Origin of the sequence: Pseudoflavonifractor sp. MCC625 (genome assembly GCF_018784545.1) — a bacterium.
Taxonomy (GTDB): Bacteria; Bacillota; Clostridia; order Oscillospirales; family Oscillospiraceae; genus Pseudoflavonifractor_A; species Pseudoflavonifractor_A gallinarum.
The window spans coordinates 262,786-288,431 of the sequence record NZ_WQOJ01000030.1 but is presented as its reverse complement, the minus strand read 5'-3'; the positions used below and the strand labels follow the sequence as shown (position 1 = coordinate 288,431).

The 25,646-nt window shown below is 62.5% G+C and carries 26 protein-coding genes and 1 riboswitch; of the genes, 15 read left to right on the top strand and 11 right to left on the bottom strand.

What is annotated here, in order from left to right; genetic code table 11:
• Positions 1 to 31: 31 nt before the first annotated feature.
• The 3 genes from GPK94_RS08720 to alr all read right to left on the bottom strand — a co-directional run bounded on the left by GPK94_RS08720 (position 32) and on the right by alr (position 2,370).
• Positions 32 to 562, bottom strand: a complete 531-nt coding sequence (locus GPK94_RS08720) for a hypothetical protein (protein ID WP_215655556.1) — start codon at positions 560 to 562, stop codon at positions 32 to 34.
• 116 nt (positions 563 to 678) lie between these two features.
• On the bottom strand, positions 679 to 1,044 hold the full coding sequence (locus GPK94_RS08715) for a type II toxin-antitoxin system PemK/MazF family toxin (RefSeq protein ID WP_101693379.1): 366 nt from the start codon (positions 1,042 to 1,044) through the stop codon (positions 679 to 681).
• A gap of 201 nt (positions 1,045 to 1,245) precedes the next feature.
• Entirely contained in the window at positions 1,246 to 2,370 is a 1,125-nt protein-coding gene (alr, locus tag GPK94_RS08710) for an alanine racemase (protein ID WP_215655555.1), read from the bottom strand.
• 318 nt (positions 2,371 to 2,688) lie between these two features.
• Here alr and GPK94_RS08705 point away from each other — a divergent pair, with 318 nt between their 5' ends.
• On the top strand, positions 2,689 to 3,081 hold the full coding sequence (locus GPK94_RS08705; RefSeq protein ID WP_186962741.1) for a hypothetical protein: 393 nt from the start codon (positions 2,689 to 2,691) through the stop codon (positions 3,079 to 3,081).
• A 47-nt stretch (positions 3,082 to 3,128) separates the two neighbouring features.
• On the opposite strand, the gene GPK94_RS08700 is transcribed toward GPK94_RS08705, so the two are convergent.
• From GPK94_RS08700 to GPK94_RS08680, 5 genes are all read right to left on the bottom strand, one after another.
• A complete protein-coding gene (locus GPK94_RS08700; protein WP_346728005.1) occupies positions 3,129 to 3,728 on the bottom strand; it encodes a hypothetical protein in 600 nt (199 codons plus the stop codon).
• A gap of 16 nt (positions 3,729 to 3,744) precedes the next feature.
• Positions 3,745 to 5,316, bottom strand: a complete 1,572-nt coding sequence (locus GPK94_RS08695; protein ID WP_215655554.1) for an NAD(P)H-hydrate dehydratase — start codon at positions 5,314 to 5,316, stop codon at positions 3,745 to 3,747.
• A gap of 241 nt (positions 5,317 to 5,557) precedes the next feature.
• Positions 5,558 to 6,289, bottom strand: a complete 732-nt coding sequence (locus GPK94_RS08690) for an SDR family oxidoreductase (RefSeq protein WP_215655553.1) — start codon at positions 6,287 to 6,289, stop codon at positions 5,558 to 5,560.
• A gap of 27 nt (positions 6,290 to 6,316) precedes the next feature.
• On the bottom strand, positions 6,317 to 7,354 hold the full coding sequence (locus tag GPK94_RS08685; protein WP_215655552.1) for a BMP family protein: 1,038 nt from the start codon (positions 7,352 to 7,354) through the stop codon (positions 6,317 to 6,319).
• A gap of 107 nt (positions 7,355 to 7,461) precedes the next feature.
• Positions 7,462 to 8,208, bottom strand: a complete 747-nt coding sequence (locus tag GPK94_RS08680) for a GntR family transcriptional regulator (RefSeq protein WP_215655551.1) — start codon at positions 8,206 to 8,208, stop codon at positions 7,462 to 7,464.
• 415 nt (positions 8,209 to 8,623) lie between these two features.
• On the opposite strand from GPK94_RS08680, the gene purE reads away from it, so the two are divergent.
• From purE to purD, 10 genes are all read left to right on the top strand, one after another.
• Entirely contained in the window at positions 8,624 to 9,139 is a 516-nt protein-coding gene (gene purE, locus GPK94_RS08675; protein WP_101693998.1) for a 5-(carboxyamino)imidazole ribonucleotide mutase, read from the top strand.
• 57 nt (positions 9,140 to 9,196) lie between these two features.
• Entirely contained in the window at positions 9,197 to 9,886 is a 690-nt protein-coding gene (locus GPK94_RS08670; RefSeq protein WP_101693387.1) for a phosphoribosylaminoimidazolesuccinocarboxamide synthase, read from the top strand.
• Positions 9,887 to 9,943: 57 nt separating this feature from the next.
• The gene (purC, locus tag GPK94_RS08665; RefSeq protein ID WP_101693388.1) at positions 9,944 to 10,654 is read left to right on the top strand and encodes a phosphoribosylaminoimidazolesuccinocarboxamide synthase; all 711 of its coding nucleotides are present in this window, start codon (positions 9,944 to 9,946) and stop codon (positions 10,652 to 10,654) included.
• 84 nt (positions 10,655 to 10,738) lie between these two features.
• Entirely contained in the window at positions 10,739 to 12,166 is a 1,428-nt protein-coding gene (locus GPK94_RS08660; protein ID WP_101693389.1) for an amidophosphoribosyltransferase, read from the top strand.
• Between the two features lie 33 nt (positions 12,167 to 12,199).
• Entirely contained in the window at positions 12,200 to 13,243 is a 1,044-nt protein-coding gene (gene purM, locus GPK94_RS08655) for a phosphoribosylformylglycinamidine cyclo-ligase (protein WP_101693390.1), read from the top strand.
• A gap of 4 nt (positions 13,244 to 13,247) precedes the next feature.
• On the top strand, positions 13,248 to 13,880 hold the full coding sequence (purN, locus tag GPK94_RS08650; RefSeq protein WP_101693391.1) for a phosphoribosylglycinamide formyltransferase: 633 nt from the start codon (positions 13,248 to 13,250) through the stop codon (positions 13,878 to 13,880).
• Between the two features lie 56 nt (positions 13,881 to 13,936).
• Positions 13,937 to 14,017, top strand: a riboswitch (ZMP/ZTP riboswitch).
• 56 nt (positions 14,018 to 14,073) lie between these two features.
• The gene (locus tag GPK94_RS08645) at positions 14,074 to 14,781 is read left to right on the top strand and encodes an IMP cyclohydrolase (RefSeq protein ID WP_101693392.1); all 708 of its coding nucleotides are present in this window, start codon (positions 14,074 to 14,076) and stop codon (positions 14,779 to 14,781) included.
• 36 nt (positions 14,782 to 14,817) lie between these two features.
• Entirely contained in the window at positions 14,818 to 15,990 is a 1,173-nt protein-coding gene (locus GPK94_RS08640; protein ID WP_193537515.1) for a phosphoribosylaminoimidazolecarboxamide formyltransferase, read from the top strand.
• Positions 15,991 to 15,993: 3 nt separating this feature from the next.
• Entirely contained in the window at positions 15,994 to 16,812 is an 819-nt protein-coding gene (locus tag GPK94_RS08635) for a TraX family protein (RefSeq protein ID WP_215655550.1), read from the top strand.
• A gap of 27 nt (positions 16,813 to 16,839) precedes the next feature.
• Complete coding sequence (purD, locus tag GPK94_RS08630) at positions 16,840 to 18,099, top strand: phosphoribosylamine--glycine ligase (protein WP_215655549.1); 1,260 nt, start codon at positions 16,840 to 16,842, stop codon at positions 18,097 to 18,099.
• 62 nt (positions 18,100 to 18,161) lie between these two features.
• On the opposite strand, the gene GPK94_RS08625 is transcribed toward purD, so the two are convergent.
• From GPK94_RS08625 to murQ, 3 genes are read right to left on the bottom strand one after another with little or no spacing between them, the layout of a single operon-like run.
• On the bottom strand, positions 18,162 to 18,626 hold the full coding sequence (locus GPK94_RS08625) for a GNAT family N-acetyltransferase (RefSeq protein WP_186962751.1): 465 nt from the start codon (positions 18,624 to 18,626) through the stop codon (positions 18,162 to 18,164).
• Positions 18,623 to 19,846, bottom strand: coding sequence for an anhydro-N-acetylmuramic acid kinase (locus GPK94_RS08620; protein ID WP_215655548.1), 1,224 nt, complete (start codon positions 19,844 to 19,846; stop codon positions 18,623 to 18,625). Before GPK94_RS08620 ends, GPK94_RS08625 begins: the two co-directional genes overlap by 4 nt.
• Positions 19,846 to 20,769, bottom strand: a complete 924-nt coding sequence (murQ, locus tag GPK94_RS08615; RefSeq protein WP_193537526.1) for an N-acetylmuramic acid 6-phosphate etherase — start codon at positions 20,767 to 20,769, stop codon at positions 19,846 to 19,848. Before murQ ends, GPK94_RS08620 begins: the two co-directional genes overlap by 1 nt.
• Positions 20,770 to 20,937: 168 nt before the next feature.
• Between murQ and GPK94_RS08610 the strand changes: the two genes are divergently transcribed.
• The 4 genes from GPK94_RS08610 (at position 20,938) to GPK94_RS08595 (ending at position 25,634) form a co-directional block, all read left to right on the top strand.
• Positions 20,938 to 21,783: a MurR/RpiR family transcriptional regulator gene (locus tag GPK94_RS08610; protein ID WP_180956879.1), complete on the top strand. Its 846-nt coding sequence runs from the start codon at positions 20,938 to 20,940 to the stop codon at positions 21,781 to 21,783.
• 49 nt (positions 21,784 to 21,832) lie between these two features.
• Positions 21,833 to 22,870 carry a serine hydrolase domain-containing protein gene (locus GPK94_RS08605; RefSeq protein WP_215655547.1) on the top strand — a complete coding sequence of 346 codons (1,038 nt, stop codon included), beginning with the start codon at positions 21,833 to 21,835 and terminating at the stop codon, positions 22,868 to 22,870.
• 61 nt (positions 22,871 to 22,931) lie between these two features.
• Complete coding sequence (locus GPK94_RS08600; protein WP_195278266.1) at positions 22,932 to 24,539, top strand: ABC transporter substrate-binding protein; 1,608 nt, start codon at positions 22,932 to 22,934, stop codon at positions 24,537 to 24,539.
• A gap of 150 nt (positions 24,540 to 24,689) precedes the next feature.
• Positions 24,690 to 25,634, top strand: coding sequence for an ABC transporter permease (locus GPK94_RS08595; protein WP_215655546.1), 945 nt, complete (start codon positions 24,690 to 24,692; stop codon positions 25,632 to 25,634).
• Positions 25,635 to 25,646: the final 12 nt, after the last annotated feature.

Below are 25,646 nucleotides of genomic sequence, written 5' to 3'. Positions count from 1 at the left end.
AGCCCCTAGGGGGCTGTCCCTCTTTTTCATCTTATCCGATGCTGTAATTCCCTCTCACCATCAGGGTAACTGCTCCGGAGGCCTTCACGCCCCGCCCCTCAATGGTGGCCAGGTAGAGGTGATTGGCAGTCAATGCTCCTCCCGGCGCCAGGGTGCTCCCGGCCGTCATATCCACCAGGCCGGGCGAGGAGTCGGATACACAGACCGCAGTGCCGCTGCGCAGCAGGATCTCGCAGGAAGTGCCCGCGACCAGCTGCTGCCCCTGCTTCAGGGTCACCACCTGATAGACCGAGGCGTTCCCCCCGCTTCCGCCGGAACCCTGTACCTCCTGGGCGTAACCGTCCGCCACCTGCTGCAGCTGGGTCTTGAGTGCGCTCTCCCGCTGGGTGAGTTTGCTGTCCACCTGGGACAGAATGGAGGGAGTCGCCTTCTCATTGAGATAGCTCAGTGTCACCAGGGGATCGCTCTGGCTGCCCTGTGCGGCAGCCAGAGCCACTCCCATCAGGGACAGCGTCACCAATCCTCCGGCCAACAGGCGCGGCATCCACTTTGTTGCTTTCATGGGTGTCCTCCTATGTACGATTCCAAAACGGACGCCAGGCCGGCAAATGCTGCATATTGCTATGTAGCCTTTCGCCGGCCCGCGTCCCGTGTGTTCTGTCTCTGCCGCCTCAGCGGTCAGACCAGCTGCTGGGGATGGAGGCCAAAGCTGACTGCAATGGCGGAATCCACCTGTTTCATCAGTGTACTGTCCAGCCTTCCCATATGCTCACGCAGCCGTTTCTTATCCAGAGTCCGGATCTGCTCCAGCAGGACCACCGAATCTTTTGGGAGCCCGTAGCTCCCGGCCGCAAACTCGATGTGGGTCGGCAGGCGCGCTTTGCCCGTCTGAGAGGTGATGGCCGCCGCGATGACAGTGGGACTGTGCTTGTTGCCCGTATCGTTCTGCACGATCAGAACCGGACGCACGCCCCCCTGCTCGCTGCCCACCACAGGACTCAGGTCGGCATAAAAAATGTCTCCACGTTTCACGCTGTTGTCCACAAAAGCTCACACTCCGCCGGAAGATAGTGGCCGGCGTCACCGGGGGTTTTCCCCCTTCGCCAAGCTACTATGATTCTCCCACGGCACGGCGGGATTTATACACGGCGCCGGGAAATCCCCCGGAAGCTGTGTGCCCTCCGTCGGCCCGGCGATACTCTCCCCGGGTCATTTTATGCTCCGGCACAGGCAGCGGTTCCTTGCTCACTCCAGGTAGATCCGGGGCACCCGGCGGGAGACGGCGCAGAGCAATTCATAGGAGATGGTGCCCAGCAGGTCTGCATGCTCCTCCACCGGGAGTTCCTTTCCAAAGACCTCGGCCACATCGCCGGGGTGGACATTCTCCCCCGCGGGGACCATGCACAGGTCCATGCATACCCGGCCCAAAATGGGACGCCGCTCGCCTCCCAAAGAGACCACGCCCCGGTTGGACAGGCCCCGGAACAGGCCGTCGGCATATCCGATGGGGAGCACCGCCAGGCGGGTATCCTCCTCCAGCCGAGCCGTCCGGCCATAGCTCACGCAGGCACCGGCGGGCCGCTCTTCCGCGGCGGCCACCCGTGTCTTGAGGGTCATCACCGGCTCCAGCGCACCGCCGTCCAGTCCCTCACACTCCGGCGCGGGATAGTGGCCATAGAGCGCGATCCCCGGCCGCACCATATCCAGATGGGTGCACGGAAAGCGCAGGGTGGCCGCGCTGGCGGCACAGTGCCGGATCGCAAAGGTGATCCCCATGTCCTTCAGCTTGTCGATCAGGTCCAGGAATCGGGTAAACTGGAGCATGGTAAACTCCTCGCTCCCATCGGCGTCCGAAAAATGGGTAAAGATGCCCTCATGGTTCAGCCCCGGGAGGGCACAGATAGCCGCCATGGTCTCTGCCGTCTGCTCCAAATGGGATGCATCGCAGCACAGACCCAGCCGGGACATTCCGGTATCCGCCTTGAGGTGGATCTTCACCTCTCTGCCCTCGGCCTGGGCCGCCGCAGAGAGGGCCTTGGCGCTCTCCAGATCCCATACGGTCTGGGTCAGACGCAGCCGCACCACATCAGCCGCGAACTCCGTCGGAGTCTGCCCCAGAACCAGGATGGGGGCCGTGATCCCCGCTACCCGGAGCTCCGCGCCCTCATCCAGCGAGGCGACCGCCAGGTAGTCCGCGCCCAGCTGTTCCAGACGCCGGGCAACCGGGATGGCGCCGTGGCCGTATGCGTTGGCCTTGACTACCCCCAAAAAGCGGCAGCCAGGGGACAGCATCCCCCGCAGCGCCCGGTAATTATGCTCCAGAGCGCCCAGGTCGATCTCGGCCCAGGTGCGCTTCTGCCTGCTCTCCATGTAACCTGCCTTCTTTCCCGTTCACCATAGACACCATTGATTTTCATGCGTGCAGACATTATCATAGCACAAACCGTACCTTCTCACAAGGGAAGCCGGGCAACTTCCGGGAATTTCCCCACGAACTGGCGTTTCCTGCGGGTTCTGGACTCTTTGCCGGTTCTTTCATCCGTTTTTAATCTTCCCTTTAAAGAAACTCAAAGACATTTTGCCCGGGTTCGGGTATAATATAGAGCATCGGAGGGAGAACATCTCCCGTCGTGACATCCAAACCAATCGCACATCCCAGGATCAATCTAATTCAGGAGGTGTCTCTCTATGTGGGATAAACTGACCGATACGCTGACCAATGTGGCCTATGCCGGTGTGGGCGCCGCCGCCATCGCAGCGGAAAAAGCCGGTGAACTGGGCAAAGTTCTGGTCGAAAAGGGCGAGATCGCCGCGGAACAGGGACGGCAGATCAGTGAAGAGCTCCAGGAAAAGGGCAGACAGGCCGCCAAAGAGCGCCGGGAGCAGCAGTTCCAGGAGATGCTCGAGGCCATGACCGCCCAGGAGCGGGACGCGCTGCGCCGCCGTCTGGACGAGCTGGATGAGCTGGAGCGTCAGGCCGAGGAGGCCGCCCGGGAAGCGGCAGAAGCCGCTCCGGCCGACAATGTGACCGAGATTCCCTGTCCTCACTGCGACTGCTGTGAAGACGAACAGGACCAGTAATACCAAAAAGGAGCTGCCATCCGGCAGCTCCTTTTCTTATTCTGAATTTACGTCATGGAGAATCCCGAAAGGACACATTGGACCACGGTAAAGCCGTCCTGGCTGATCTCTCCCCGCAGCATGGCATGGGTCACAAGGTCAAACCAGATCTGAAGCTCTGTTCCGCTGCCCGCCTCTGCCTCCGGGTCCCGGATGGTGATGTGGAGGGTCTCCGGCTCTTCTCCGCCTCCCTCCAGCACACTCTCGGCCAAAAAGCCCTCCTGTATGCCGGTCAGCAAAACCGGAAGGGCGTTCATAGGACTCAGCCCCGCCTCGTTCAGGGGCCCGGTCTCCACCCGCACACCCTCATATTCCAGCGTGGTCTCCCCCTCCCGGATATGGGCCATAATCCCCGCGATATGCTCCGGTTCGGTGATGGTGAGGGTCATTTCCTCCTCCCGCGCATAGGAGAGGTCCAGCCCGTAGGTATACACCCGCTGGCCATAATCTGCGGTCAGTTCCACGTGGGCGGCACAGCTCTGCATGGCCAGATATTCCGTCCGGATATCAAGCGCCAGCTGTTCGGCCTCATTACCTGTCTCCCCGCCGCAGGACGGCAGCAGCAGACACAGGGCTATCATCGGTGCACACATCCAGCGATGGCGCACACCCGTCCCTCCTTCTTTATTGGGGTCCCAGTTCCCGGATCTTTCCCTCGCACTCCCGCAGGACACGGGGGAGCCGTTCGATCAGATCTCCGGGAGTCATGCCGTATTCGCCGATCTCTTCGGCGCACAGGTCCCCCGCCCGGCCGTGAAGCCACACGGCCATGGGCACTGCCTCCCGGCAGGACATCCCCTGCCCCAGCAGGGCCAGAATGATGCCGCCCAGGACATCTCCGCTGCCGCCCTTGGCCATGCCCGGATTTCCGGTGGTATTGACATAGGCCGAGCCGTCGGGGAACGCCGTGATCGTGCGGTGTCCCTTGAGTACCAGACAGCAGCCGTGCTCCTGTGCAAAGGAGCGGGCGGCGGCCAGCCGGTCCCCGCTGCTCAGATCTCCGCCCAGGCGGAGGAATTCCCCGTCATGGGGGGTCAGGATGGTGACCACGCCCCGCCGGGCCTCCAACACATCTATATGCCCTTCCAGCGCATTTATGCCGTCCGCATCCAGGATCACAGCAGTATGAGCCGAGCGCAGCAGATGCCGCACCACCGACGCCACGCCGTTCCCCCGGCCCAGCCCGGGCCCGATCAGGCAGACGTCGCTGGAATTCATCCGGGCCAGGATCTGCTCCGTGGCCTCCAGCGAGAGCATTCCCGTTTTACCCGCAGGCAGCGGGCTGGGCATGGCCTCATCCAGCTTCATGGCCACCACGGGCCAGATGGGCTCCGGCACACCCACCGACACCAGGCCCGCGCCCGCGCGGACGGCGGCCCGGGCCGCCAGGACAGGGGCTCCGGTATAGCCCACCGATCCGCCCAGGATATAGTCCCGCCCGAAATTCCCCTTGTAGGCGTCCCGCTCCCGGCGGGGCAGGTAGACATCATTTTCACACACGGAGTAAAAATTGCTCTCCGTCCACAGCACCAGATCCAGCGGGATGCCGATCTCGGCCACCGTCAGCCGTCCGGTACGCAGCCCGCCCTCTCCCAGGAAATGTCCGACCTTGGGCAGAGAGAAGGTCACCGTCACATCGGCCTGGACAGCATCCCCCAGGACCCGTCCGGTATCGGCCTCCACGCCGCTGGCGATGTCTGCGGACACCACCGGGATGTCGCAGGTGTTCATCATCTGCACCGCCATCAGGGGATCCCCCCGCAGGGGGGTATTCAGCCCGATCCCAAACAGGGCGTCCACCATCACGTCGGCCTCCAGGCACCAGCAGGCAAAGTCCGGGGCATCGGGGGTGAAATCCTCCAGAGAGCCCCCCTTGGCCTCCAGACGGCGTTCCATCTCCCGGCAGTCAGAGGTCATCTTCTCCCGCCGGCCCACCAGGACCGCCCGAACCTCCATCCCCGCCTCCATCAGGAAGCGGGCCGCGGCCACGCCGTCCCCGCCATTGTTGCCCGCGCCGCAGAAGCAAACTGCCCGGCGGGGTCTTCCCGGACGCTCCGGCCGCGCCTCCGCCACGCTGACAGCGGCACGCGCCACTGCCCGGGCCGCATTTTCCATGAGCAAGGTGGACGCGATCCCCCGCTCCTGAATGGCCGCGCGGTCCATCTCCCGCATCTGTTGGGCTGTTGCGATCTTCATATACTCTCTTCCTCCGCTGAAACGGCTGCACGGCCGGCCTTCTCCGCTGTCCGCCCCCTCTCTCGACAGACGAGACAGCCCGGTCCGATCCATGCGCTGTGTGATTCAGCCCCTATTCTAGCACGTCCCCTGTCCTTTGTCTAAGCCTATTTTTTCGCTCCGGGACAGTAAAGAGCGGGAGCACCCCGCCGCTCCATATGGAGTGCGCGCGCTCCCGCTTTCCCAGGCGGCTTTTCCGCCCTTAAATACAGGTAAATCCTCCGTCCACCAGCACGGTACTCCCCGCCATAAAGCTGGCCGCGTCGCTGGCCAGGAATACGATCATGGCGGCGATCTCCTCCGGCTGGGCCAGGCGCTTGATGGGGAAGAGACTGGCGAAGTCGTCCAGGCTGCCGTTGGCCTCGATCCCGCACATCAGGGGCGTAAGGGTCCCTCCGGGGCAAACCGCGTTGACCAAAATCCCCTCCGCGGCATAATCCGCCGCCATGCTGCGGGTGAGCTGGATGACCGCTCCCTTGGTGGAGGCATAGGCGTCCAGCCCAGGGGCTCCCACCGTGCCCGCGGTGGAGGCGATATTGATGATGCGTCCCCCGCCCCGCTTGCGGATGGCCGGAATCAGATACTTGCTCATCAGGTAAACGCTGGTCACATTGACGGCAAAGATCTGGTTCCACTCCTCCAGAGACAGTGTCTCTACCGTTCCGTCAATGGACATGCCCGCATTGTTGACCAGAATGTCGATCTCCGGATAGTCCCGCAGGATAGCATCGCAGGTCTTTGCGATCTCCTCCGGGCAGGCCATATCACAGGGGTAGAAATGGCAATTCCCAAGCTGCTCCATTTCCGCGCCCCGCTCCCGGCTGCGGCCCAGGACTAGGACAGTGGCCCCCCGCTCCAGCAGCTTTTCTGCGGTGCTCCTTCCGATTCCAGAGGTTCCGCCGGTGATTACCGCGACCTTTCCGCTCATTTCCATGGCGTCCTTCTCCTTTCTGCTCTTCTATCAGCCCAGCTCGTACTCATTGGGAACGTGGATGGTGCCGTCCGCAATGGCCTGAATGGTCTCGTCCACCTTGTCCAGCACTTCCTGGGGGATCTCCTTTTTGAGCTCCTCGTTCCACTCGAAAGAAACCGACTCGTTGGACATATCGAGATACATGATCTCCGGCTCGCCCACCTCATCATTCAGGATGGCCTCGGTGGCGTTGATAAAGGCTTTGGACCAGTCACCCATGGTATTGCCTACCACAGATTCCGGCGCAAGGGGAATGAAATCGCCCAGGGAGCCAAAGGCCCGGACCCCTTCATGCTCGCTGACCGCCTTGATGGCACCACCCTGGCCCTCATTGGTATTGCTGTAAATAAAGTCGGCCCCCATCTGGATCTGATTGGTGGTGGTCTCATACGCTTCAGTGGTATCGGTAGAACTCAGGACCGCAAAGAGCACCTCCACATCAGGATTTACACTCTCCGCACCCAGCTTGAAGCCGTTGGTCGTTTTGGTATAGGCGGGGAAATCGCCGCCCACGGAACAGCCGATCACATTGCTCTCGGTCATCAGGCCCGCGATGACACCGGCCACATAGGTGCTCTGCTCCAGGCAGAGGCAGGCGGGGAACTGATTCTCCCGGATCTCGGTTCCGCCGGTGGTGACGAACCAGGTGTCCGGGTAGTCTTTGCTGATCTCAGCCAGGGGTGTGGAGCACTGTCCCCCATGACCGAATACGATCTTGTAGCCCTCGGCGGCCATGGTCTCTCCTTCGCTCTTGATCGCGTCTGCTGTGGCCGCTTCGACCACGGCCACATGGCAGTTAAACTGCTCCTCCAGCAGCGCGCCGGCCTCAGCCGCCTGCTGGGAGAAGCCGCCATCCGTGGGGGAACCGGGAATAAGGATGCCGATCTTGATCTCACTTTCTCCCTCCGGTGTTCCGGAAGAATCGGCGGGGGCGCCCTCTCCTCCCCCGCCGCACGCGGCCAGGCCGCCCATCAAAAGGGCGGAAGCGGTCCATAGGGAAATCTGCTTTCTGAGACATTCCTTCATATCTGTTTCCTCCTATCTCAAAATGGAGCCCCCGGCTCCAGGGATAACGGAAAACATATGGGTGTTTCGTATGGATGCAGTCTATGGCGCTGTGAAATCGTTGTATCTTATCTTCTGCGGACCAGGCGCAGCGGCAGGATGTCCTTGCAGAAGTAGGCGGTGCCGCGCAGGAGCTCCAGGCTGCCCACACCGTATCGGACATCGTCCATCCGGAGCAGCGGGGTCCCCTCTGCCACCTCTAGTTTGGAGGCCAGGGCGGCATCCGCCGTCTCTACCGTCTGCTCTGCCAGTGTGACCACCGGCTGCCGGATACAGAAGAGCTCCAGAAATTCGTTCAGGGTAAGCTCGGCAAAATTCTTCCAGCTCTGATAGTCAAACTCCAGGTTGCTGCCCCGGAAATAGACCTTGCTGTGGATCATGGGAACGCCGTCCCCCAGGAACACGCGCTCCAGCATCAAAAGCCGCTCCTCCCCCTGGCCGATCTCCGCTCCAAGGGGCAGCTCCGCCTCTTCAGGAGAGATCCAGCGGTCCTCCAGAAGGCGCACCGCGGGTGTCATTCCCCGGGCGGCAAAGAGCTCCTGAAAGCTGAATTCCTCATCGATGCGGGGCTGTGCGGTGCAGATCGGCGCATTGATGAGGGTGCCCCGGCCCCGCCAGCGGGTGAGATACCCCCTGGACTCCAGTTCACTCAGCACATCCCGGATCACCACCCGGCTCACTCCGGCCAGCTTTGCCAGCTCTTCCTCGGACGGCAGCTTCTCCGTTCCCTCTTTGACCGACTGGGAGATGAGACGCAGAAGCATCACCTTCCCCTGGGCATAGGGCTCATCCGGCGTCCGCATCGGTCGTGTCATCTTATCTCCCTCTCTTTCTGCACCACTATTTGTGATACATACATTCAATTAGTATTACTATTTGAAGTATAGTATGACAAATCGGTTCTGTCAACCCCTTTTCGACACTGCACTGCCGGGTATGGCAAAATGCGCCGTTCTCCCCCCCGCTCCCCTTGTATAAGCATACAAAAATCCACCTCTGCACTTGCAAAGCGACAGAAGAGCCGATATAGTATAAGTATTCTTTCTTTGATAAGGGGGAACGGACGTGGATCGGATGCTGAACTGGAAGATTACTGCACATAAGCGCCTGTCTCAGGGTCCCAATGCGTCCAAAATAGCGGTTTGATTAGGAAGGGTATCCGTATAACGGATACCCTGATTTATTTTGTACCGACCTAACTTTTTGTTTGGTTCCGTCTCCCTTCCCAAGATGAACGAGGAGGTCATTCCTGTGAAGAAAGTTGCCATCATCATGGGCTCCGACAGCGACTGGCCGGTGGTCAAGGCCGCCTGCACCCAGCTGGACGAGTTCCACATCCCCTACGAGGCCCATATCCTCAGCGCTCACCGTACCCCCGTCCAGGCGGCCGAGTTTGCCCGGGATGCCCGGAAGAACGGCTTCGGCGTGCTTATCTGTGCCGCCGGTATGGCCGCACATCTGGCGGGCGCCTTTGCCGGCAACTCCACCCTGCCCGTCATCGGCATCCCCATGAAGGGGGGCGCCATGGACGGTCTGGACGCCCTGCTGGCTACCGTCCAGATGCCCAGCGGCATCCCCGTCGCCACGGTAGCCATCAACGGCGCCAAAAATGCCGCCGTCCTGGCCGCTCAGATCCTGGCTGTCAGCGATGACGATCTGGCTGCCCGGCTGGATGAGGCCCGGGTCAAGATGGCCCGGCAGATTGCCGAGAAGGAAGCCAAGCTTCAGGCAGAGCTGGCCCAGTAAGCGTACCCGCTGCCCGATAAACTGATCTACTAATCTTTGTTCTGGAGGATGATCCACATGGAAAAGAAACTGGTTTACACCGGAAAGACCAAAGACGTGTTTGCCCTGGACAACGGCAACTACCTGCTGAAGTTCAAAGACGACTGCACCGGCAAGGACGGTGTGTTCGATCCCGGTGAAAACTCCGTGGGCCTGACCATCGACGGTGTGGGCGACGTGAACCTGCGCATGTCCATCTATTTCTTTGAGAAGATCAACGCCGCCGGGATCAAGACTCACTATGTCAGCGCCGACCTGGAGAACACCACCATGGAGGTCCTTCCCGCCAAGGTGTTCGGCCATGGTCTGGAGGTCATCTGCCGCCACAAGGCCGTGGGCAGCTTCCTGCGCCGGTACGGCGAGTACATCGAGGAGGGCGCTGATCTGCCCGCCTATGTGGAGACCACCTTCAAGAACGACGAGAAGGGCGACCCCCTGGTCACCAAGGACGGCCTGGTGGTGCTGGGCGTCATGACCGAGAAGCAGTACGACGACATGAAGGCCCAGACCCAGCAGATCACCCAGATCGTGGCGGACGAGCTCAAGGCCCGCGGTCTGGTCCTGTACGACATCAAGTTTGAGTTCGGTTACGATGCCGACGGCAACGTCATGCTCATCGACGAGGTGGCCTCCGGCAACATGCGGGTGTACAAGGACGGCAAGTATGTGGATCCCATGACTCTCTCCAAGCTTTTCTTCGCCCAGTAATCATCTCTGCTATCAATTGCTATCAATATCCTAATGTGTGCAAGGGGAATGTGAACTATGGAAAAAACAACGCAGCTCTATGAGGGCAAGGCCAAGAAGGTCTATGCCACCGAGGACCCCAATCTGGTCATCGTGTCCTACAAGGATGACGCCACCGCTTTCAACGGCCTCAAGAAGGGCACCATCACCGGCAAGGGCGCCATCAACAACCGCATGACCAACAACCTCATGCGCCGCCTGGAGGCCAAGGGGGTCCCCACCCACTTTGTGGAGGAGCTCAGCGACCGGGAGACCGTGGTCAAGAAGGTCTCCATTGTGCCCCTGGAGGTCATTGTCCGCAACATCTCCGCCGGCTCTTTCGCCAAGCGCTACGGCGTGGAGGAGGGCATCGTCTTTGACGAGCCCACCATCGAGTTCTCCTACAAGAACGACGACCTGGGTGATCCCCTGCTCAACTCCTACCACGCCCTGGCCCTGAAGCTGGCCACCCGGGAGGAGATCGAGCTCATCAAGAAGTACGCCTTCATGGTTAACGACCTGCTCAAGGGCTTCATGAAGGAGATCGGCATCGATCTGGTGGACTTCAAGCTGGAGTTCGGCAAGACCGCCGACGGCCAGATCGTTCTGGCCGACGAGATCTCCCCCGACACCTGCCGTCTGTGGGACGAGAAGACCCATGAGAAGCTGGACAAGGACCGCTTCCGCCGGGATCTGGGCGGCGCGGAGGAGGCCTATGAGGAGGTCATGCGCCGCCTCATGGGAGAGTAAACCTCTCCCGGTTTCCGTTATCATCTGACTTGGCGGACCGGCCCCGCGCCGGCCCGCCCCCACATTTCTATTGGAGGAAAGACTTTGGGCGGTTTCTTTGGTGCGGTCTCCAAGCGGGACTGCGTACTTGACATCTTTTTCGGCGTGGACTATCACTCCCACCTGGGCACCAGCCGGGGCGGCATGGTCATCTATGACCGGGACAAGGGGTTCCAGCGCCAGATCCACAACATCAAAAACACTCCCTTCCGGACCAAGTTCGAGAAGGACCTGTCCGATTTTGCCGGACACAGCGGCATCGGCTGCATCAGCGACACAGACCCCCAGCCCCTGCTGGTGCGCTCCCATCTGGGCCTCTTTGCCATCACCACCGTGGGCATCATCAACAACGCCGAGGAGCTGGTGAAGCAGTACTTTGACGCCGGTGTGGGCACCCAGTTCATGGCCATGAGCTCCGGCAAGGTCAACTCCACCGAGCTCATCGCCGCCCTCATCAACCAGAAGGACAACCTGGTGGACGGCATCCGCCACGCCCAGGATGTGGTGGACGGCTCGGCTACCATCCTCATCCTCACCCCCGACAACGAGATCATCGCTGCCCGGGACAAGGTGGGCCGTCTCCCCGTTCTGGTGGGCCGGGACGAGGACGGCTGCTGCATCTCCTTCGAGTCCTTCGCCTACCACAAGCTGGGCTATCACGACTATTACGAACTGGGCCCCCGGGAGATCGTCCGGGTCACCACCGATGGGGTGGAGCAGCTCTCTGCCCCCGGCACCGAGATGAAGATCTGCGCCTTCCTGTGGACCTATTACGGCTACCCCAACTCCAACTATGAGGGCGTCAACGTGGAGGTCATGCGCTACCACAACGGCGAGATCATGGCCGACGCCGACCGGGAGCGCGGCATCGCCCAGGACGTGGATTATGTGGCGGGCGTTCCCGACTCGGGCATCCCCCATGCCATCGGTTACGCCAACCGCAGCGGCAAGCCCTTTGCCCGTCCCTTCGTCAAGTACACCCCCACCTGGCCCCGCTCCTTCATGCCTGACAACCAGAAGGTCCGCAACCAGGTGGCCAAGATGAAGCAGATCCCCGTGCCTGAGCTCATCCAGGGCAAGAAGCTGCTGATGATCGACGACTCCATCGTCCGCGGCACCCAGATGCGGGAGACCGTGGATTTCCTCTATGAGTCGGGTGCCAAAGAGGTCCACATCCGCTCGGCCTGTCCCCCCATCATGTACGGCTGCAAGTACCTGAACTTCTCCTCCAGCAAATCGGAGATGGAGCTCATCACCCGCCGCACCGTCCAGGAGCTGGAGGGCGAGGAGGGCGAGGCCCATCTGGACGAGTATGCCGATCCCACCACCGAGCGCGGCCAGTGCATGCTGGAGGCCATCTGCAAAAAGCTCCACTTCACTTCTCTGGGTTATCAGTCCCTGGAGGGCCTCATGAAGGCCATCGGACTGGAGCCCTGCAAGGTATGTACCTACTGCTGGACCGGCAAAGAGTAAGGCCGTTCCCCCACTATTTTTTTGGAGGTTCGTATGGAAAACTCTCATTCCGCTTCCTACGCCGCTGCCGGCGTGGACGTGACCGCCGGCTATGAGGCGGTCAAGCGTATCAAGCCCATGGTGGAATCCACCTACATCCCCGGCGTGCTGGGCACCCTGGGCGGCTTCGGCGGCATGTTCGCCCCCGACCTGGCCGGGATGAAGCGCCCTGTGCTGGTCTCCGGCACCGACGGCGTGGGCACCAAGCTCCGCCTGGCCCTGCTGCTGAACAAGCACGACACCATCGGCATCGACTGCGTGGCCATGTGCGTCAACGATATCATCTGCGGCGGCGCATCCCCCCTCTTCTTCCTGGACTACATCGCCTGCGGCAAGAATGATCCCGTGCGCATCGCCGAGATCGTCGCCGGCATCACCGAGGGCTGCCGCCAGTCCGAGTGCGCTCTGGTGGGCGGCGAGACCGCCGAGCATCCCGGCGTCATGCCCGACGAGGACTATGACGTGGCCGGTTTCTCGGTGGGTATCGTGGACGAGGAGAAGATCATCGACGGCAAGCGCCTGAGCGAGGGCGACGCCCTCATCGGCCTGGCCTCCACCGGCGTTCACTCCAACGGCTTTTCCCTGGTGCGCAAGGTCTTTGACGTGGAGCACGCCGACCTGAACGCCCCCGTGGACGAGCTGGGCGGCAAGAGCCTGGGTGAGACTCTCCTCACCCCCACCCGCATCTATGTCAAAGCGGTCAAGGCTCTCCTGAAGGCCGGTGTGGACATCCACGCCATCAGCCACATCACCGGCGGCGGCTTCTATGAGAACGTCCCCCGCATGATGACTGAGGGTCTCACCGCCCGCATCGAGCTCTCCTCCTTCCCCCGCCTGCCCATCTTCGACCTGATCCAGAAGAAGGGCAACATCCCCGAGCGGGACATGTACAACACCTTCAACATGGGTCTGGGCATGCTCCTGGCCGTCCCCGCCGGGGAGGCCGAGAAGGCTCTGGAGATCCTCCGCGCCGCCGGAGAGAGCGCCTACGCCGTGGGCTCCGTGGTCCGGGGCGACGCCGGCGTGGAGCTGGTGTAAGGCCATGGCGGAAAAACGCATCGCCGTTCTGGTCTCAGGCGGCGGAACCAATCTTCAGGCCCTCATCGACGCCCAGGGCCGGGGAGAGCTGGGGGGCGGCGTGCTGGCCGCCGTCCTCTCCTCCCGGGCAGACGCCTATGCCCTGGAGCGGGCCGAAAAAGCCGGTATCCCCGGCTATGTGGTGGCCCGGAAGGATTACCCCTCCCCTCAGGCCATGACCATCGCTCTGGTGGAGAAGCTCAAGGCCCTCTCCATCGACCTGGTGGTGCTGGCCGGCTTTATGCACATTCTCACCGAAGAGATGGTGGAGGCCTTCCCCAACGCCATCCTGAACGTCCATCCGGCCCTCATCCCCTCCTTCTGCGGCAAGGGGGCCTACGGGCTCCACGTCCATGAGATGGCCCTCTCCTACGGCGTGAAGGTCACGGGCGCTACCGTCCACTTCGTCAATGAGGAGGCCGACGGCGGCCCCATCGTGCTCCAGAAGGCGGTGGAGATCCGGGAGGGCGACACCCCGGAGATCCTCCAGCGCCGGGTCATGGAGGAGGCCGAGTGGAAGCTCCTCCCCCAGGCCGTTTCGCTCTTCTGCCAGGATAAGCTGGCGGTGGAGGGCCGGCACGTGCACATTCTCCCCTAAATTCCCCGCCCTTCCGACAGGCGTCTTGACAAGGCCGCTGGGGATATGCTATCCTAAAAAAGCTGTATGACTGACGGAACCGTGGGCTTACCACATGGAGTACAGCTTTTGTTATGCCGACCGTCTGGGCGCACCTGTTTTTGGTGCGCCCATTTTCTTTTTTCATCCACTTCATTGTCAGGAGGAATCTTTCATGAACACCTTGAATCTCTGTGAGCTGCTCCAGTCCCATCCCTACCCCGGCCGGGGCATCCTGCTGGGCAAGTCTGCCGACGGCAGACACAGCGTCATCGCCTATTTCATCATGGGCCGCAGCGAGAACAGCCGCAACCGCATCTTCGAGGTCACCGAGGACGGCATCCGCACCAAGGCCTTTGACGAGAGCAAGATGACCGATCCCTCCCTCATCATCTACCATCCCGTCCGGGTGGTGGGCGACGACACCGTGGTCACCAACGGTGATCAGACCGACACCGTCCGGGACGGCCTGCTGGAGGGCAAGGTCTTTGCCCAGTCCCTGCGCACCCGGGAGTTTGAGCCAGATGGCCCCAACTACACCCCCCGGATCTCCGGCCTGCTCCACAAGGACGGCAGCTATGCCCTCTCTATCCTGAAGAGCGCCGACGGCGATCCCTCCTCCTGCCGCCGCTACTTCTTTGGCTATGAGCACCCCCTGGCCGGACAGGGCCACTTCATCCACACCTATCAGGAGAACCGGGACCCCCTGCCCTCCTTTGAGGGAGAGCCCCGTCAGGTCGCCATCACCGCCCCCGACGCCCAGACCCTGGCCCGGGAGCTGTGGGAGAGCCTCAACGAGGACAACAAGGTCTCCCTCTTCGTCCGCTACACCGACCTGGAGAGCGGAAAGAGCGACACCGTCATTCTGAACAAGCATCAGTAATTTCACCACTACATACCAACAAACGGAGGCTCTCACATGACTGAACTGGAACTGAAATACGGCTGCAACCCCAACCAGAAGCCCGCCCGCATCTATATGGAGGAGGGAGAGCTCCCCCTCCAGGTCCTCAACGGCCGCCCCGGCTACATCAATTTCATGGACGCTCTCAACTCCTGGCAGCTGGTCAAGGCCCTGAAGAAGGCCACCGGCCTGCCCGCCGCCGCCTCCTTCAAGCACGTCTCCCCCGCCGGAGCTGCTCTGGGTCTCCCCCTCACTGAGGTGGAGCGGAAGATCTACTTCGCCCCCGAGGGAGAGCTCTCCCCCATCGCCTGCGCCTACATCCGGGCCCGGGGCGCGGACCGTCTGTGCTCCTTCGGCGACTGGGCCGCCCTCTCCGACGTGTGTGACGCTGACACCGCCCGCTTCCTGGCCGGCGAGGTCTCCGATGGCGTCATCGCCCCCGGCTATACCGACGAGGCTCTGGAGATCCTCAAGACCAAGCGCAAGGGCGGCTACAACGTGGTGGCCATCGATCCCGACTACACCCCCGCCCCCATCGAGCGGCGCAACATCTTCGGCATCACCTTTGAGCAGGGCTATAACGATCTGGACATCTCGGAGGAGATGCTCCAGAACATCGTTACCGCCAACAAAGAGCTCCCCCAGCAGGCCAAGCACGATATGCTCCTCTCCCTCATCACCCTCAAGTACACCCAGTCCAACTCGGTCTGCTATGTGAAAAATGGCATGACCATCGGCGTGGGCGCCGGACAGCAGAGCCGCATCCACTGCACCCGTCTGGCCGGCAACAAGGCAGACATCTGGTGGCTGCGCCAGCATCCCAAGGTCCTGGGTCTCCAGTTCGTGGAGGGCATTCGCCGCCCCGACCGGGACAATGCCATTGACCTGTACATCTCCGAGGAGCACGACGACGTGCTGGCCGAGGGCGTGTGGCAGACCATCTTCCAGGTCAAGCCTGAGGTTCTCACCGCCCAGGAGAAGCAGGAGTGGATCGCCCAGCTCTCCGACGTGACTGTGGGCTCCGACGCCTTCTTCCCCTTCGGGGACAACGTGGAGCGCGCCCATAAGTCCGGTGTGCATTACATTGTCCAGCCCGGCGGCTCCATCCGGGACGACCAGGTCATCGCCACTGCCGACAAGCACGGCATGGTCATGGCCTTCACCGGCGTGCGCCTGTTCCACCACTAAGCGGTGTCCGCCCTGGAACGGAGCGGCGGTCTCAGCGGGACTCAGCTCAAATATCTGGCCGCCCTCTTCATGGTCATCGACCATGTGGGGATGTTCTTTGAGCCCATGGCCCCCTTCTTCCCGCCCGACTCCCTGTGGTTTTATCTCTTTCGGTATGTGGGGCGGCTGGCCTTTCCCATCTTTGCCTTCTTCGTGGCGGAGGGCTGCCGGAAAACCAGGCACTATGCCGCTTATCTGCGGCGGCTCTTCTGCTTCGCCGCCCTCACCCAGATCCCCCTCTATTTTGTCATGCCGGAGGATGGGCGCAGCGTCATCACCACCTTTTTCCTCGCCTCTCTGGCCATCGGTCTCTACCGGCACTTTCAGGAAAAGGGCTATCCTGTTCTGGGAATCCTGCTGGGCGGTGTGTGCGTCTTTCTGGCCCAGCCCCTCCATGGAGATTACGGCTGGATCGGCTGCCTCACCGTGGTCATCCTCTATTTCTGCGGAGAGGACCGCGCCCGCCAGCTCCGGATGCTCGCCCTGTGCCTGCTGTGCTACTATCTGGCCGGCAGCCTCTGGGCCTACTGGGGCGTGCCCACTCTCTCCATCCTCCCCACCGAGGGTTGGGCACGGTTCCTGGTGGACATGGGAGGACGGCTCCCCTATTTCCAGCGCTTCTATCTGCCCTACTCCCTGCTGATGACGGCCTTTGCCTGTCTCTCTCTGGTGCCCCTCTCCCGCTACAATGGGAAGCGGGGCAACGGGAGCCGCTGGTTCTTCTACTGGTTCTATCCGGGGCACCTGGTCCTGCTGGCCGGACTGAGTGCCCTGCTCTCCTGACTTTATTGTGATTTGGAGGTCATCTCTATGCATGTTTTAGTGGTTGGCGGCGGCGGCCGCGAGCACGCCATTGTCTGGGCCCTGTCCAAGAGCCCCAAGGTAACGAAACTCTCCTGCGCCCCCGGCAACGCCGGGATCGCTGCCCTGGCCCAGTGCGTCCCGGTGAAGGCCACTGACGTGGAGGGCATGGTGGACTGGGCCCGGGAAAACGCTGTGGACTTCGTCATGGTCGCCCCCGATGATCCCCTGGCCCTGGGCATGGTGGATGCCCTGGAGGCCGCTGGCATCCCCGCCTTCGGTCCCCGGGCCAACGCCGCCGTCATCGAGGCCAGCAAGGCCTTCTCCAAGGATCTGATGGCCAAGTATCACATCCCCACCGCCCGCTATCAGACCTTCACCGAGCTGGAGTCCGCCCTTGCCTATGTCCGGGAGCAGGGCGCCCCCATCGTAGTCAAGGCCGACGGCCTGGCCCTGGGCAAAGGCGTCATCGTGGCCCAGAGCGTGGAGGAGGCCGAGGAGGCCGTCCGCGCCATGATGGCCGACAAAAAGTTCGGCGAGGCGGGCACCAAGGTGGTCATCGAGGAGTGCATGACCGGTCCCGAGGTCACCGTGCTGGCCTTCTGCGACGGGAAGCACCTGGTTCCCATGCCCGCCTCCCAGGACCACAAGCGGGCCTTTGACGGCAACCAGGGTCCCAACACCGGCGGCATGGGCTCCATCGCCCCGGTGGCCTGCTACACCCCCGATCTGGCCCAGGTGTGCATGGAGACCATCTTCCAGCCCACGGTGGATGCCATGGCCGCCGAGGGCCGTCCCTTCCAGGGCGTGCTCTACTTCGGCCTCATGCTCACCCCCCAGGGCCCCAAGGTGGTGGAGTACAACTCCCGCTTCGGCGACCCCGAGTGCCAGTCTGTCCTCTCCCTGCTGGAGAGCGACCTGATGGACATTCTCCTGGCCTGCCGCAACGGCACCCTGGATCAGACCGAGATCCGCTGGAAAGCGGGCGCTGCCTGCTGTCTGGTGCTGGCCTCCGGGGGTTATCCCGGCTCCTACCGGAAGGGACTGCCCATCACCGGCCTGGAGGAGGCCGGCAAGACCGCCGTGGTCTTCCATGCGGGCACGGCCCGGAACGACTCCGGCGAGCTGGTCACCGGCGGCGGCCGCGTACTGGGTGTCACCGCCGTGGGCGGGGACCTGGACGAGGCCATCCGGGGCGCATATGCCTCGGCCGAGCACATCCATTTTGAGGGGATGCAGTTCCGCACCGACATCGGCCGGGCCTTCTAACTAAAATCTGTCACGGACACAGAAAGGCCGTCCGGAGCAAATTTGCTCCGGACGGCCTTTTTTCATACCTCTTTGACCAGCACCAGCTCGGTGATGCCCTTCTTGGCCGCGTCGGGAAGGCTTCCCAGCGTCCAATAGCCCCGCCCGGCGTAGAATTTCTGGGCGCCGGTGTTGAAGTCGCTGACCATCAGCGTCACGCGGGAGGCCCCAGATGCCCGGGCCATCTCCTCCAGCTGCTCCATGAGCCAGCTTCCCACCTGCTGCCCCCGGAAGGAGGCCTTGACGCCCAGCAGGCTCAGATAGGGATACAGCCCACAGAAGCCACGCAGGACCACCCGCATGGCTCCGGCGATCTCTCCCTGCTCGGTGACCGCCAGATAGAGCTCTCCCCGTCCGGCCGCCCCCCGCAGGGAGCGCTCCAGCCGGTCGTCTCCCCGGAAATAGCGCTCATAGATGGCACTGTCCAGAAAGACCGGAAGACAGGCCTCCACGTCCTGCTCTGTCCCTTTGCGCAATTCCAGCTTCATCGATGCTCCCCCTTTTCCGATCCACGGGGCGGAAGGGAGATTTTTCCCATGACCGCGGCCCGCTCCGCCCCGGTGACGCCGGGCAGGCTGTTGGCCTCTCCCATGGCGCACCGGTCGGCCAGTACCGCAAAGGCCACTGCCTCCTTGGCATCGCTGCTCCATCCCAGATCCTCCTGGGTCTGCACCGCGACACCATACTCCCCCAGACGACGGGAGAGGAAAGCCAGCAGAGTGGGGTTATAGCTCCCACCGCCGCCCACCACCAGGCGGGAGGCCTGATAACGGGGCTGGACATACCGCCCGTAGGCGTCGGCAATGCTCCAGGCGGTCAGGTCAGTCACCGTGGCCACGATGTCCTGGGGCGAGAGGCCCAGCTCCCTGCCCCGCTCCAGCACACGAGCGGTGTACTGGGTGCCGAACTCCTCCCGTCCGGTGGTCTTGGGCAGGGGACGGCTGTAATAGGGCTCCTGCTGGAGCCAGGCCAACAGGTCCGCATTGACCCGGCCCGCCGCCGCCATGGCCCCGTCCACGTCATAGGTCTGCTCCCCTCCGGTCAGGGCGGAGACCGCCGCGTCAATGATCATATTACCCGGCCCGGTATCAAAGGCATAGACTTCCTCCGGTCCCGCTCCGGCGGGCAGGACGGTCATATTCCCGATCCCGCCGATGTTCTGGAGGAGGATGGTCTCCTCTTCCCTCCGGTAGAGGAGGTACTCGGTGAAGGGCACCAGGGGCGCGCCCTGTCCGCCCACCGCCATATCCGCCACCCGGAAGTCCGACACCGTGGGCACACCGGTGCGGGCAGCGATCACGGCTCCCTCTCCGATCTGCACGGTGTAATGGATGGGAAAGCCCTCCTCCCACACGGTCTGGGGGCTGTGCCAAATGGTCTGTCCGTGGGAACCGATGAGGTCCACATCCTCCAGACGCAGTCCGGCCCCCTCCACCACCGAGCGGGCGCTGCGGGCATAGAGCTCTCCCAGCAAAACATTCATCCGTCCCACCCGGTCCACCGTGGCCTGCTCCGGCTGAAAGAGGGTAAAGATCTCCTCCCGCACCGTCTCCGGATAGGGCCGGTTCTCAAAGGCCAGCAGCTTCACCTGACAGCGGTCGCCCGTGCCCCGGACCTCCACCAAAGCGGCGTCCACCCCGTCCACCGAGGTGCCCGACATCATGCCCACGATCCGGCGCACCGGTTTGTCCGTTCCGCTCCAGAGCATTACGCCCCGCCTCCTTCTTCCCTGGCCTGGCAAATGGCCCGGCCCAGATGGTCCTCACAGCGCGTCAGCAGCGCCTTGGCTTCCTCCCGGTCCAGACCGCTCTCCAGCATCAGGATGGCCAGCTTGGCGTGGCCGTCCGCCCGGGTCAGATATTCCGCCGCCGTATCCGGATCGGTCCCGGTGGCATGGACGATCAGGCGCTTGGCCCGGTCCTCCAGCTTGCGGTTGCTCACCTTCAGATCCACCATCAGATTGCCGTAGACCTTGCCCAGCTTGATCATGGAACAGGTGGTGAGCATATTGAGCACCATTTTCTGGGCCGTTCCCGACTTCATACGGGTGGACCCGGAGATCACCTCGGGCCCCACCTGAGGGGCGATGCACACCTGACAGACCCGCTCCAGCTTGGAGTTTGCATTGGTACAAAGCCCGATCACCGCGGCGCCCAGCTCTCCCGCCCGGCGGACCGCCGCCAGTACGTAGGGGGCGCTGCCGCTGGCGGTGATGCCCACCACCGCGTCTTTGGGGCCTACCTTCAGCTCCTCCACCAGGCGGATGCCGTCCTCTTCCCGGTCCTCACAGCCCTCCACCGGGTGACGCAGCGCGGTGTCGCCTCCCGCGATGTAGCCCTGCACCATGTCCGGGTCCACGCCGAAGGTGGGCACGCACTCCGACGCGTCCAGCACTCCTAAACGCCCCGATGTCCCCGCGCCCAGATAGATGAGTCTCCCTCCTGCACGGAACCGCTCATAAATCAGATCCACCGCCGCGGCGATCTTGTCTGTCTCCTTGGCCACTGCCGCCGCCACCCGTGCGTCCTGTTGGTTGATGAGCCGCACCATCTCCTCCGTGGAACAGGTGTCGATCCGCCGGGTCTCCTCGTTGATCCCCTCTGTGCTCAGGCCTGCCAGATAGTCGTCCATGCGCACACCTCCTGTCTGTTTGCTTCTAGCCTACCGCATCCCTCTCACTCTGTCAACACAATATTATTTCATCTTTTTTGCAAGATTCATGAAATTATATTTCAAACCCTCTGGACTTGCCTCTCACGCTTTGCTATAATATCTACAAAAAGAGAGGAGGTTGTCGCCGTGGGATGCACACTTTTGATCAAAGAAGGCCTCGCCTCGCTGACAGAGACCGAACGGCGTCTTGCCGACTACCTTCTGTCCCACAGCGGGGAGGTCACCCGCATGAACGCCAAGGAGTTTGCCGCCGCCTGCGGCTCCTCCCCGGCGGCGGTGGTGCGCTTCTCCCAGAAGCTCGGTTTCAAAGGCTTTACCGAACTAAAGCTGGACCTGGCCAAAGAATCTGGTGCCGAGGCACTGGACGAGTTTCAGACCGTCATCCAGGAGCACGACGACCTGGACACCATTCTCCAGAAGGCGGAGCTCATCCATCTCAAGAACACCTCCCTGACCTATCGCATGGTCAATGTATCCGTCCTCAACCAGGCGGTGGAGGAGATCTGTGCCGGACGGCGCATCCATCTCTTCGGTATCGGGGCCTCCGGCCTGCTGGCGATGGATTTCCTCTACAAATCCTCCCGCATCGGTATCCCCGCTTTCTATCACGCCGACGCCCACACCAACCTGGCCACCGCCGCTCTGCTGGATGAGAGCGACATCGTCATTGCCATCAGCTACAGCGGCGAGACCCGGGAGACTGTCCTGGCCGCCCGGGCCGCCAAGGAGCGGGGATGCAGAGTCATCGCCATCACCCAGGCCAACCACAACTCGCTCTCCCGCCTGGCCGACTATCCCCTCTACATCCCCAGCGAGGAGGGGGAGTTCCGCATGGGGGCCATGACCTCCCGGATCTCCGGCCTGCTCCTGCTGGACCTGCTCTATCTTGGGATCGCCAAGCACGACTTCGACCATACCCGGAAGAGCCTCTCCCAGACCAGGGAGCTCATACGCTCCCTCCAGCAGGACTGAGCGCTCTTCCTGCGTGAACCATATCATTTTTCCAATGGAGGTGCGGCAGATGGAACTGTCACAGCTTGACACCATATTGGAGACCTACCGGCAGGAAGGGTACTACCCTTCCGCGGTCTGCCAGGTATTCAACGAGAAAGAGATCCTGTACCGCCGGGCCGTGGGCGGGGTGGAGCTCAGCGCCTGGTTTGACCTGGCCTCGGTCAGCAAACTGGTGTGTACCACGATGCTCCTCTCGCTCATGGAGGAGGGGCGCTTCACCCCGGAGACACCTGTGCTCTCCCTCCTGCCCGCCCATGCCCCCGGCCCGGTCACCCGGCGGCGGTTGGAGAAGGTGACCGTGGGACAGCTCATGACCCACACCTCCGGTATCGTACCGTGGTATCCCTTCTACGCCGATGGGCGGGACTTCTACACGGTGCTGGAACACGTTCTGGCCACCACGGAGCCCGAGACCGGCATGGCATACAGCGATCTGAACTTCATGCTCCTGGGCCTGGTGGTGGAGGCGGTCTCCGGCCTTCCCCTCCGGCAGGCGCTGGAGCGCTATGTCAAAGCTCCCCTTGGTATCTCGGATATGGCCTATGGTCCCATCGATCCCGCTCTGGCCGTGCCCACCTGCTACGGAAATCAGATCGAACAGCGCATGTGCGCCCAGCGGGGCCTCTCCTTCGACGGCTGGCGGCCCAACGGCGTGGAGGTACGGGGCACCTGCAACGACGGGAACGCCTTCTATTACTGGAACGGCGCCAGCGGACACGCCGGGATCTTCGCTACGGCGGACGCCCTCTCCGCTCTGGGGCAGTTCTATCTCTCCACCGACCGCCCCTGGTTCCTCCGGGCCATGGAGACCTGTGTGGAAGAGCGTGGTCTGGGCTTTGACCGGTGTGACGTCTTCCCGGATGGTTGCGGACACAACGGTTTTACCGGCACCAGTCTGTGGATCAGCCGCACCCATCACATAGGCGCGGTCATCCTTACCAACAAATTCTACCGTATGGAGGGGGAGCCGCCCGGATCCTCCAACGATTTCCGCCGGGCAGTCCACTATGCTCTGCTGGGACGGACACCCCCCGTTCCCGTCTGACCGGTATCCGCAGGCGCTGGCCTGTGACATACGAAATCTGAATGGAAAAGAGGTACTTACTGTGAAGAACGCAAAAAAGTGGCTATCCCTCTCCCTGGCCGGCGTCCTGCTGACGGGTCTGCTGGCCGGATGCGGCGGCGGGAATACGCCCCCCGCATCCTCCGCCCCCAGCGCTCCGGTCTCCACCACCCCGGTGGAGGGCGGCATCCTCAAGTACGGTACGGACTCCGAGCCCACCGGCTTTGATCCCCACACCGTCTCCGAGGAGGCCTCCCTCCGGATCATCAACCAGCTCTATGAGACTCTGGTGGCTACCAACGCCGACATGACCTACTATGGTCAGCTGGCCGAGAGCTGGGAGATCCCCGACGACGTGACCTACATCTTCTATCTCCGCAAGGGCGTGAAGTTCCACTCCGGCCGGGAGATGACCGCGGACGACGTGGTCTACTCCTTTGACCGTGTCCTGGGCAAGACTGAGGCCGGCGACATCGGCGCCCTGGGCAGCAAGGACAGCTACTATGGCGGCATCGAGAGCGTGGAGGCGGTGGACGATTACACCGTCAAGTTCACCCTCAAGGAGCCCAACGCCGCCTTCCTGGGCAACCTCACCAGCAACTACGGCGCCATCGTGGACAAGGATGTCATCGCGGAGAACGGCGACCTGATGCGCGCCGACGGCGGCACCGGTCCCTTCATGCTGGGCGAGTGGCTCCCCGACAACTACGTGGAGCTGCCCAAGTTTGAGGAGTACTGGGAGGCCGACCGGGTCAAGCTGGGCGGCATCACCTACTACCTCATCGGCGACGAGGCCGCCCGTCTGGCCGCCCTGCGCACCGGCGAGATCAACATCGCCAACCTCTCCTCCACCAACGTGACCGCCGCCGAGAAGGAGAGCAACCTGAGCGTTCTGGGTTACCAGACCAACGACTACATCGCCATGGGCTGCAACCTCTCCACCCCCGCGCTCCAGGATCAGAACGTCCGTCAGGCCATGAGCTACGCCCTGGACCGCCAGACCCTCATCAACGTGGTCTTTAACGGCCAGGCCCAGGTCAGCACCATGATGCCCCCCGCCATGGGTCACTGGTCTCTGGGCGCCGATTCCTTTGACCTCTACCAGTTCAACCTGGACAAGGCCAAGGAGCTGATGGAGGCCGCCGGGTACAGCGACAGCAACCGTCTGAGCCTGAAACTGGCCGCCGGTCTGATGGACTCCCTCCGCCAGGCCGCCGTGGTCATCCAGCAGCAGCTCTCCGAGATCTACATCGACGTGGAGATCACCAACCTGGAGTCCGGCGAGTACGTGGACATCTGGGGCAAGATGAGCACCCCCGAGGCCGGCTTTGACCTGATGGTGGTCAGCGACGGTGCCGGCACCGATCCCAACCGTGCCATCTCCTTCTTCTTCGGCACCGGTTCCAGCGCCAACGTCTTTGGCTTCTCCAATGAGCGTGTGGACGAGCTGTGCGCCCTGGGCATCGCCACCACCGACGAGGCCAAGCGGGAGGAGTACTACAACGAGGCCCAGGAGATCTGCGTGGAGGACTCCACCAAGATCTGCATCGCAAGCCCCATGAAGTACTTCGTCTCCAGCACCAGCGTGCAGGGCTTCGCCCCCTCCGCTGCTGACGCCAGCGACTTCCGGGACACCTATCTGACCCAGTAAAATCGATCTTCCGCGGGGAGACGGGGGCAAAATTGCCCCCGCTCCCCCCGCGCTTCTCCTGATTGAGGACTGACCGCTCTCCGCCCCTTTTCCGGGCGGGTGGCGGTCAATCCTCAATCCAAGGCACCGTTCGAAAGGGAGTGTGACACGATGAAACAATACACCATTCGCCGCATCCTTCAGCTCATTCCGGTCTTGCTGGGCATCAGTATTCTGATCTTCGCCGTCATGAAGATGATCCCCGGCGACGTGATCTCGGGTATCCTGGGCGTGGAGGCCACGCCTGAGCTGCGGGCTCAGCTGGCCGCCAAATACGGCTTGGACCGCCCCTATATCGTACAGTACCTGGACTGGATCGGCGGCGTGCTCCGGGGCGATTTCGGGGAATCCATCCGCACGGCGGAGCCCATCCTGCCTCAGATCCTCACCCGCTTTCAGGTGACCGCTGAGCTCACCATCCTGGCCGCCATTATCTCCTGGTTCGTGGCCATCCCTCTGGGCATCCTCGCCGCAGTAAAGCGCAACTCCATGGCCGACCGGCTGATCCGGGTCTTTGCCCTGCTGGGCGTCTCGGTCCCCGGCTTTGCCCTGTCCATCCTGCTGATCCTCTTCCTCTCCCTGGCCTTCGGTTACTTCTCCCCTCTGGGCTATGTAGGATTTTTTGAGGACCCCCTGCGCAACCTTCAGATCATGATCCTCCCGGCCTCGATCCTGGGCATCTCCATCTCGGGCTCCGTCATGCGTATGACCCGCTCGTCGGTGCTGGAGGTCCTGCGGCAGGACTTTGTCCGCACCGTCCGGGCCAAGGGCGCCAGTGAGCGGGTGGCCATCTTCAAGCACGTCCTGCGCAGCGCCCTCATCCCCATCGTCACACTGGTGGGCATGCAGATCGGCTCCCTGCTGGGAGGCGCGGTCATCGTGGAGCAGATCTTCTCCCTCCCCGGCCTGGGCCAGATGACTCTGACCGGCATCAACCAGCGGGATTACCCCGTGGTGCAGGGCTGCGTGCTCTTTATCGCCTTTGTGTACGTACTGGTCAATGTGGTGACCGACCTGCTGTACGCCTACATTGACCCCCGTATCTCTTACGACTGACGGCAGGAGGAT

What these genes read in the sequence shown, in the direction of transcription:
- GPK94_RS08605 (WP_215655547.1), top strand. Translation starts at nt 21,833, where the DNA reads ATGGAACTGTCACAGCTTGACACCATATTGGAGACCTACCGGCAGGAA.
- GPK94_RS08670 (WP_101693387.1), top strand. Translation starts at nt 9,197, where the DNA reads ATGGAAAAGAAACTGGTTTACACCGGAAAGACCAAAGACGTGTTTGCC.
- purD (WP_215655549.1), top strand. Translation starts at nt 16,840, where the DNA reads ATGCATGTTTTAGTGGTTGGCGGCGGCGGCCGCGAGCACGCCATTGTC.
- GPK94_RS08680 (WP_215655551.1), bottom strand. Translation starts at nt 8,208, where the DNA reads ATGACACGACCGATGCGGACGCCGGATGAGCCCTATGCCCAGGGGAAG.
- GPK94_RS08595 (WP_215655546.1), top strand. Translation starts at nt 24,690, where the DNA reads ATGAAACAATACACCATTCGCCGCATCCTTCAGCTCATTCCGGTCTTG.
- murQ (WP_193537526.1), bottom strand. Translation starts at nt 20,769, where the DNA reads ATGGACGACTATCTGGCAGGCCTGAGCACAGAGGGGATCAACGAGGAG.
- GPK94_RS08690 (WP_215655553.1), bottom strand. Translation starts at nt 6,289, where the DNA reads ATGGAAATGAGCGGAAAGGTCGCGGTAATCACCGGCGGAACCTCTGGA.
- GPK94_RS08695 (WP_215655554.1), bottom strand. Translation starts at nt 5,316, where the DNA reads ATGAAGATCGCAACAGCCCAACAGATGCGGGAGATGGACCGCGCGGCC.
- alr (WP_215655555.1), bottom strand. Translation starts at nt 2,370, where the DNA reads ATGGAGAGCAGGCAGAAGCGCACCTGGGCCGAGATCGACCTGGGCGCT.
- GPK94_RS08705 (WP_186962741.1), top strand. Translation starts at nt 2,689, where the DNA reads ATGTGGGATAAACTGACCGATACGCTGACCAATGTGGCCTATGCCGGT.
- purC (WP_101693388.1), top strand. Translation starts at nt 9,944, where the DNA reads ATGGAAAAAACAACGCAGCTCTATGAGGGCAAGGCCAAGAAGGTCTAT.
- GPK94_RS08685 (WP_215655552.1), bottom strand. Translation starts at nt 7,354, where the DNA reads ATGAAGGAATGTCTCAGAAAGCAGATTTCCCTATGGACCGCTTCCGCC.
- purM (WP_101693390.1), top strand. Translation starts at nt 12,200, where the DNA reads ATGGAAAACTCTCATTCCGCTTCCTACGCCGCTGCCGGCGTGGACGTG.
- GPK94_RS08645 (WP_101693392.1), top strand. Translation starts at nt 14,074, where the DNA reads ATGAACACCTTGAATCTCTGTGAGCTGCTCCAGTCCCATCCCTACCCC.
- purN (WP_101693391.1), top strand. Translation starts at nt 13,248, where the DNA reads ATGGCGGAAAAACGCATCGCCGTTCTGGTCTCAGGCGGCGGAACCAAT.
- GPK94_RS08620 (WP_215655548.1), bottom strand. Translation starts at nt 19,846, where the DNA reads ATGCTCTGGAGCGGAACGGACAAACCGGTGCGCCGGATCGTGGGCATG.
- GPK94_RS08720 (WP_215655556.1), bottom strand. Translation starts at nt 562, where the DNA reads ATGAAAGCAACAAAGTGGATGCCGCGCCTGTTGGCCGGAGGATTGGTG.
- GPK94_RS08625 (WP_186962751.1), bottom strand. Translation starts at nt 18,626, where the DNA reads ATGAAGCTGGAATTGCGCAAAGGGACAGAGCAGGACGTGGAGGCCTGT.
- purE (WP_101693998.1), top strand. Translation starts at nt 8,624, where the DNA reads ATGAACGAGGAGGTCATTCCTGTGAAGAAAGTTGCCATCATCATGGGC.
- GPK94_RS08640 (WP_193537515.1), top strand. Translation starts at nt 14,818, where the DNA reads ATGACTGAACTGGAACTGAAATACGGCTGCAACCCCAACCAGAAGCCC.